The sequence below is a fragment of the Microcoleus sp. PH2017_12_PCY_D_A genome, from assembly GCF_020738565.1.
Classification (GTDB): domain Bacteria; phylum Cyanobacteriota; class Cyanobacteriia; order Cyanobacteriales; family Microcoleaceae; genus Microcoleus.
The window spans coordinates 1-4404 of the sequence record NZ_JAEQCI010000220.1 but is presented as its reverse complement, the minus strand read 5'-3'; the positions used below and the strand labels follow the sequence as shown (position 1 = coordinate 4404).

Annotated in this window: 3 protein-coding genes; 2 read left to right on the top strand and 1 reads right to left on the bottom strand. The window is 46.9% G+C overall.

The features are described from left to right. Positions 1-908: 908 nt before the first annotated feature. A complete protein-coding gene (locus JGK39_RS32755) occupies positions 909-1439 on the bottom strand; it encodes a helix-turn-helix transcriptional regulator (protein ID WP_293262446.1) in 531 nt (176 codons plus the stop codon). A 19-nt stretch (positions 1440-1458) separates the two neighbouring features. Between JGK39_RS32755 and JGK39_RS32750 the strand changes: the two genes are divergently transcribed. Together JGK39_RS32750 and JGK39_RS32745 are read left to right on the top strand one after the other, a co-directional pair. Beyond that, positions 1459-2646 carry a transposase gene (locus tag JGK39_RS32750; RefSeq protein ID WP_293262443.1) on the top strand — a complete coding sequence of 396 codons (1188 nt, stop codon included), beginning with the start codon at positions 1459-1461 and terminating at the stop codon, positions 2644-2646. A gap of 358 nt (positions 2647-3004) precedes the next feature. After that, on the top strand, positions 3005-4114 hold the full coding sequence (locus tag JGK39_RS32745) for a hypothetical protein (RefSeq protein ID WP_293262440.1): 1110 nt from the start codon (positions 3005-3007) through the stop codon (positions 4112-4114). Positions 4115-4404: the final 290 nt, after the last annotated feature.

Below are 4404 nucleotides of genomic sequence, written 5' to 3'. Positions count from 1 at the left end.
GTCTATGGTCTGGAACAGATTTAATTGCTTCAATTAAATTCATTGTTGATTCATTTCACCCTCGATAGTCTACCCGGACGGGGCAAACTTGATTACCTCGAATATCATACATTCCCCCCTGACAATTAATCCACCCTGCTTTGAATGGAGGAGAAGGGGAAGAGTTTTCTTCTGTCACTCCCCTTTTTGTTCGGTCTAGTTTTGTTTGAAGTGGAATGTCAACAAATAGTTTGCGCTGCGGTAAAAACAGTGATGGCGATAGTTCTTTGAGTTGGAAAACCCACTGCTGGAACTGGGGGTGACTGTTGAGAATTGGCTCGACAGGTAATCCCATTAAATTTTGCTTGACAAGCAGTTGCAAGCGTTCTTGCAGATATGAAGGAACAAGAGGTGACTCTTGTAATTGGCTATTATGAATAGTTTGATTGAGGTCGGATAGAGTAAGAAGGTACATTGCGAGCGAGCATAAAAGGCGCTCGCAATAGCGGCGATCGCCACAGAAAAAGTCCGGGAGAGTCTTTGCTGACAACTTAAGACCCAATACGGTTCACTTAACACTATTTATGCGCCGGAGAGCCCCCTAAATCCCCCTTAAGAAGGGGGACTTTGAGAGCATTCTTGTCCCCCCCTTTTTAAGGGAGGTTAGGGGGGATCTGTCTTAAGTGAACCGTATTGACTTAAGACCGATCGCTGGAGTCAGGAGTCAGGATTCGGATACTTAACGATTTTTCGATCGCTCCGATTTGAGTTTTCTAGTCAAAATCCGAGTCAATTCAGATCGTAATTGCTGATTGACAAATGCTTCCTTAACTTAAGTTGTCACCAATTGGGGGGAGTGGGGAATGAGACGGTGATTTTTCCGGTTTCTCAACAGAAAACCGTAAGGCTGCAGGCTGCTCGTTACTTAACTATACAAGTTTGGCTAAAAATGCTACTGATGAAGAAATGATATCGGCAATATCATCTGGATCGAGGGAATAAATCTTTGCTAAAACTTCTTTTTTAATTTTTTCAGAGCCTATCCTCTTGCTGCCACTCACTTGACCGATCGCCACCTCATCCAAACCGCGTTGATAAACTGATAGGGATATTTCTCCATCCAAATAAAGTTGCAGAGTCTTGGTACTGCCACCGCTTAACTTTGCCAGTTGCCGAAAGTTCTTAGAATCGGATTCGGGTATCGTTTTCCCCTTTAACCACCGATATACAGTTGAAAAATCTACTCCGATAGCGGACGCTAAAGCGCTTTGAGTCCAGCCTTCTTTCAGCAGCAGCTCGATCAACTGAGTCAGCCGCTTTTGGCGATCGAGTATAAGAGAAGATACAGAGCTAACAGTCACCGAAGAAATTGGTCTGAAACCCCGTCCTTCTAGGACGGCTTTTGGTTCAGAATTGGCCGGAATTCCGGTTGATTGTGTTGTATAATCTTTTGTATTCATTTGTGAGTTTTCAACAGTCGTGGAACAAGTCTTAACGCTAGTTTGCCAACTTCAACCGACACTCAAGCAAAGCGCTAAAATCGATGCTTTGCTTGCCTCGTTTGCGGATGGTTGCAACTACACCAATGAGACTGTCAAACCATCGGTGACCAGCAAAACCACGATTCAAAGTTTAGTGTATCAAACCTTGCGAGAACAGTTTGGATTGAGTGCCAATCAAGCGGTTAGGGTGTGCGCTAGGGTTGGAGCTAATCGTAAAACTGCCAAGCTTAAAGGGCAGCCCGTCAAGACTTTCCGTCCAACGAGTGCAGACTATGATGCCCGCATCTTTTCCTTTCGAGAAAAGGATTGGACGGTCAGCCTGACCCTGTTGGGTTGCCGTGAGCGCATTAAGTTGAGCCTTGGGAACTATCAGCAAGGGAAACTCAAAAGTAGAGCGCCAACCTCGGCTCAATTGTGCAAGCACAGAGACGGGCAATACTACATCCACATCCAACTCAAAGACGAAACGCCAAAACCGATTAAATCGGACAACGCGATTGGCGTTGACTTTGGACGCAGAGACATTGCAGTAACGAGCAAGGGGGACAAATGGGACGGCAAACCCATTGAGAAGGTTAGAGACAAATACGCCAAAGCAAGAGAGTCTATTCAGCGCAAAGCCTCGAAAGGCACACGCAGTTCTCGCAGAAGATGCCGGGGATTGCTGCAACGGCTGTCGGGGAAAGAAAGACGCTATCAAGCTTGGCTCAACCATAACATCAGCAAGCACATTGTCTTGGATGCCTTGGCGTCGGTCGCGATTATTGCCATTGAGGACTTGACGGGCATTCGAGAACGTACCAACCAGCAACGACGCTCTTTGGCAGAACGAAGACGGTCTAACAGTTGGGCGTTCTATGAGTTGCGTCATTTCCTGGAATATAAAGGCATCAAGTACGGCGTTGAAGTTGTTGCAGTGCCACCCGCTTACACGTCGCAGACTTGCCATCAGTGCAACCATTTGGGAACAAGAAGCCAGAAGCGATTTAAGTGTGCAAACAAGGCTTGTGGTTGGCATGGCGACGCTGATTTCAATGGTTCGATGAATATTGCCAATATTGGAGCCGTCGTAACTGGGCTTCGAGGTTCGGAGTGCCTTAGCTGTTCTCTCAGCTACGATACTTCAGGGCTACTGAAAGCCCCTCGCCTTCAGGCAGGGGATTAGTTACAATTGCTTACCGAAAATTTAGGTTTAAAGTCCTGGGGCACACGGGAACTAACGCCCTTGCGAGACACCGACAAGAATTTGGCTGAGGAGACTCCTCCGAGTGTAAGCCGAGTAGTCGAAAGAGGAAGCCCAAAGAGCGGTCTTGGGAATCCCCGCGCGCGAACGCACCCGGAGAATGTCAACTAACGCTTTTACCGTACACTATTTTACTTTCTGCTGCGTTGAAGCCGATACTTTTTCGCTATTTTACCCCTTTTCTACAAAATTTGAGCAATCAAAGCCTTAATCGATTACGCAACTACCCTTGCATTATGCAATACTTAATCTTGCACCGCGCAAGACGGACGGAACATCAATGTCATCCTCCAACACAGTTCGCGGTTCTGATGCACATAACTTCTCTGTTGTTCGCAGCGCTGAACTCACTGCGAGAGTTGCACAGGACTGCCTGCCAAACAAAGCCGACGCTAAAGAATTGTCTGCCCAGAGCACGCTCACTGATGCTGAAGCATTAGAATTAAGCAGCTTGGAAGCTACAGTCGAACGGAGCTTGAAAGCTTTTTGGGAAATAGGGCAAGCTTTGCGCCATATCCGCGATCGGCGTCTCTACCGACAAGAGTTCTCGACTTTTGAAGACTATTGCACTAACCGGTGGGAAATGTCTCGTCGCTCAGCTTACCAATTGATCGAGGCGGCAACCGTGTACGAAAATGTGCGCCATGGCGCACAAATCCTTCCCGCCAATGAGCGCCAAGTTCGCCCTCTAACAGCACTACCCTCCCAAGAGCAGCCTAGGGCTTGGGCCCAAGCCGTTTCTACTGCTCCGAACGGCAAACTTACGGCTTTTCACGTTGCCCAAGTTGTTGAAGAACACCAGAAAAAAATTTCGAGGAATAAGTCTAACAACGAGAACAGTTCCAAAAACCAACGAACTCAAACAACCAGTCATCCGTCAAACCGTGAAATTTCAGCATCCACTCAAAAGAATGCTGGGGAATTGGGAGCAACATCCAGTCAGACAGAAACTCCATGCCGAAGCTGCTGGAATTGCTATTATTGCAGTTTTGAGCCTGTTCAAGACGACCCTCACAGTTTTTATTGTCAAAAGCTAGGCAAACTAAGCTTTATTGAGAAAGATGGTAACGAACGAGGAGCTAAATGTAAATTGTGGCTCGATCGATGGATCGAGCCAGAGTTAGTCAAAAAGGCAAAACGAGCCCAACGAGATACTTTTACTTTAACTATACAGCTCCCGATACACCTGCAAGCCCAGATGCAAGATGTGGCTAAAACTCAAGGGCTGGCTGTAGTAGATTGGGCAGCACAAGTCCTCAAAGCAGCAGTTTCTACAATCAGTTTTGCTTCTGAAGTCCAGCCTACTCATAACATTACGCCCGCCACCACAAGTGAGAATCATCTTTTGATTCCAAAGAGTGAATTGATGTCTTCTCATTCAAGTCAATAACTCGTGAGTTTCTTCCCTAACATTCCTCTAACCAAGTTTGAATTACTCCTAACAAATTATCCTGACTGGGGGGAAAGCCGCGTAAAGGTGGTTCGAGGGGTTCATCGGTTATCCAGAGGATGTGCAAACCCAGGTTAGCATCGGCGATTTTGCGACAGCAGGTGAGGAGTGTGGCATGAGGGCTACACTCATATAGAACCCATTTGAGATCTTTTTAGGCGGCTAGTCGCTTGAGCATCAGCCGAATAAAGCATAGTTTGAGCTTGGCGTTGGAACGTTCGAGTGTGCGG

Excerpts from the sequence above, each read along its gene's own strand:
- JGK39_RS32755 (WP_293262446.1), bottom strand. The coding sequence starts at position 1,439 with ATGAATACAAAAGATTATACAACACAATCAACCGGAATTCCGGCCAAT.
- JGK39_RS32745 (WP_293262440.1), top strand. The coding sequence starts at position 3,005 with ATGTCATCCTCCAACACAGTTCGCGGTTCTGATGCACATAACTTCTCT.